This is a genomic window from Bradyrhizobium sp. P5_C11_2 (assembly GCF_054049755.1).
This window is the reverse complement of record NZ_JBFULT010000748.1, coordinates 1-2,982: the sequence shown is the minus strand read 5'-3', so window position 1 is coordinate 2,982 and position 2,982 is coordinate 1. Positions and strand designations below refer to the sequence as shown.

The following is a 2,982-nucleotide window of genomic DNA, read 5'->3' as shown; positions in this document are numbered from 1 at the left end:
GCTGGCCCGTGACCGGGCAGAGCGAGGTGAATTCCGGCACCGTGAAGCGGACAAGGTAGTCCGTGCCCTTCTGCGGATTGGGCACACGGTCGAGCTGGGCCTCTTCCGGTGTGTGCGGCCACTCGACCGCGCGGCCGAGCTGGAGAGATTTTTTCGCCATCGTCGTTATCCTTTGCGGATGCCGAGATGGACGCAATTGTGGCTGCCGTCAACCTGAGGCAACCGTCTGAATCAGCACCACCCTATCGTTGCCGGACTCGCAGCCCCAGAGCTCGCCCGGCCGGCCATCGAGTTGGCGGACATTTGCGTTAGCACGATCGCTCGGAAAGCTGGTGAATTTTTCCGTCATCGGATCGAAGCGCACGATGGCGTTGGCCGAGAAATCCGTCAGCCAGACCTTGTCCTTGTCATCGACATAAACCGCGTAGGTGCGAGGACGCTCGCCCGGCAGCTTCCACGTCTTCCAGGAGCCGTCGGCGGGGTCGTGCACCGAGACATGCCCGCTGTTCCACTCGCTGACCCAGATCCGGCTCCGCGAATCCGACCAGACCCGCCGCGAGCCCTGGTTCGGCGTCGGCGGCTCGACCACGGTCGCATTGCCGCTCGCCAGGTCGATCTTCGCGATATGGCTGCCGGCGAGCGAGGCGTACCAGACGTCGCCCTTGGGCGTGACGGTGATGCCGTAGGGGCCGACGCCCTTCGGCGCCTTGAACACCGTCATGTCGCCGGATTTTGGCGCGAGCCTTCCGTAATAGCCGGACTGTCCGGTGAACCAGTAGGTGCCTTCCTTGTCGAACACGCCGGTGTTGAGATTGGCGGAGGCGAACTTTTCGGGCAGGCGGAACAACGTGACTTTCAGGTCCGCCGGATCGACCCGCGCGATCGCGTTCTGGCCGCCTTCGGTGATCCAGGGCGCCCCGTCGGGGCCGATCGTCACGCCGTGCGGGGCGGCGCCCTGGCCGAGGCTGACCGTCTTGAAACTGCCGTCCTTCGGATCGAGCCTGCCAAGCATGCCCTTGCCTTGCGCAGTGAACCAGACCGTACCGTCGGGAGCGGGCGTGAGGTCGTGCAGGCCGATGCCGGGGTTGATCGGGAAATATTTTGTCCGGAACAGTCCCTCCTGCGCAAAACTTGGGCGGATCGCGAGGAAGGTGGCGCTCGAGGCAAGAAACTGGCGGCGATTCATGGCGTTACCCCGACTGTTTCAGATGGAGGTTGGACGCGCAGACCAGGCGGGGTGAAGCTTAGTCCGAGGCGCTTCACGCGTCAGTCGAAGGGCGCCGCCCAAGCGTTCACATTTGCTTGCGCTCCGTGTAAGACCCGCGGCGAACCGATCAAACCTAACGAACGGAAGTGCACCATCATGACCGCCATCATCGACATCATCGGCCGCGAGATCCTGGATAGCCGTGGCAACCCCACCGTCGAGGTCGACGTCGTGCTGGAAGATGGCGCGCTCGGCCGCGCCGCGGTGCCGTCCGGCGCCTCCACCGGCGCCCATGAGGCGGTGGAACTGCGCGACGGCGACAAGGCCCGCTATCTCGGCAAGGGCGTCACCAAGGCGGTCGGCGCCGTCAACGGCGAGATCTTCGAGGCCCTGAGCGGCCTCGATGCCGAGCAGCAGGCCCAGATCGACCAGATCATGATCGACCTCGACGGCACGCCGAACAAGAGCCGGCTGGGCGCCAACGCCATCCTCGGCGTCTCGCTCGCCTGCGCCAAGGCGGCCGCGAACTCGCTCGACATGCCGCTCTATCGCTACGTCGGCGGCACCTCGGCGCGGCTGCTGCCGGTGCCGATGATGAACATCATCAATGGCGGCGTGCATGCCGACAACCCGATCGACTTCCAGGAGTTCATGATCCTGCCGGTCGGTGCGTCGTCCTTCGCCGAGGGCCTGCGCTACGGCGCCGAGGTGTTCCACACCTTGAAGTCGGAGCTGAAGAAGGCCGGCCACAACACCAATGTCGGCGACGAGGGCGGCTTTGCGCCGAACCTGCCGTCGGCCGATGCCGCGCTCGAATTCGTCATGAACGCGATCGGCAAGGCCGGCTACAAGGCGGGCACCGACATCGTGATCGGGCTCGATTGCGCCTCGACCGAGTTCTTCAAGGACGGCAAATACGTCTATGAGGGCGAGGGCAAGACCCGCTCGGTGTCCGAGCAGGCCAAATACCTCGCCGACCTCGTCGGCCGTTATCCGATCGTCACCATCGAGGACGGCATGTCGGAAGACGACATGGACGGCTGGAAGGAGCTCACCGACCTCATCGGCAAGAAGTGCCAGCTCGTCGGCGACGACCTCTTCGTCACCAACGTCAAGCGCCTCGCCGAAGGCATCAAGGCGGGCCGGGCCAACTCGATCCTGATCAAGGTCAACCAGATCGGCACGCTGACCGAGACGCTCGCCGCCGTCGAGATGGCGCACAAGGCCGGCTACACCTCGGTGATGTCGCACCGCTCCGGCGAGACCGAGGATTCCACCATCGCCGACCTCGCGGTCGCCACCAATTGCGGGCAGATCAAGACCGGCTCCCTTGCGCGTTCCGATCGGACCGCCAAATACAACCAGCTCCTGCGCATCGAGCAGCAGCTCGGCAAGCAGGCGCTCTATGGCGGCAAGGCGGCACTGAAGGCGCTGGCATAAGCCGGCGCTTTGACAAAACAGGGGAGGATCGACATGAGCGACGGCAACAACGGCCTGCAACTGCGTTCGCTGATCAAGAAGAGCGGTGAGCTGGAAATCTCGCTGGTCGACGTGCCGACCCCCGAGCCCGCCGCGGACGAGGTCGTCGTCCGCGTCGAGGCGACGCCGATCAACCCGTCGGACCTCGGTCTCTTGGTCGGCGCCGCCGACATGAGCACGGCGAAGGCGTCGGGCACGAAGGAGGCTCCCGTCATCACCGCCAAGGTGCCGGAGGGTGCGATGCGCGCGATGGCGGGCCGGCTCGACGAATCCATGCCGGTCGGCAATGAGGGCGC

General features: G+C 65.3%; 2 protein-coding genes and 2 pseudogenes. 2 read left to right on the top strand and 2 right to left on the bottom strand.

The genetic code is table 11. The features are described 5' to 3' along the window. Positions 1-160 (bottom strand): annotated as a pseudogene (locus tag ACXJL8_RS37955) (preQ(1) synthase); the annotation flags it as partial. A gap of 48 nt (positions 161-208) precedes the next feature. Further along, positions 209-1,186: a Vgb family protein gene (locus ACXJL8_RS37950; protein ID WP_456622467.1), complete on the bottom strand. Its 978-nt coding sequence runs from the start codon at positions 1,184-1,186 to the stop codon at positions 209-211. A gap of 177 nt (positions 1,187-1,363) precedes the next feature. On the opposite strand from ACXJL8_RS37950, the gene eno reads away from it, so the two are divergent. After that, on the top strand, positions 1,364-2,647 hold the full coding sequence (eno, locus tag ACXJL8_RS37945; protein ID WP_456622466.1) for a phosphopyruvate hydratase: 1,284 nt from the start codon (positions 1,364-1,366) through the stop codon (positions 2,645-2,647). A 33-nt stretch (positions 2,648-2,680) separates the two neighbouring features. Beyond that, positions 2,681-2,982: pseudogene (locus ACXJL8_RS37940) on the top strand (NADH oxidase); the annotation flags it as partial.

What these genes read in the sequence shown, in the direction of transcription:
- ACXJL8_RS37950 (WP_456622467.1), bottom strand. Translation starts at nt 1,186, where the DNA reads ATGAATCGCCGCCAGTTTCTTGCCTCGAGCGCCACCTTCCTCGCGATC.
- eno (WP_456622466.1), top strand. Translation starts at nt 1,364, where the DNA reads ATGACCGCCATCATCGACATCATCGGCCGCGAGATCCTGGATAGCCGT.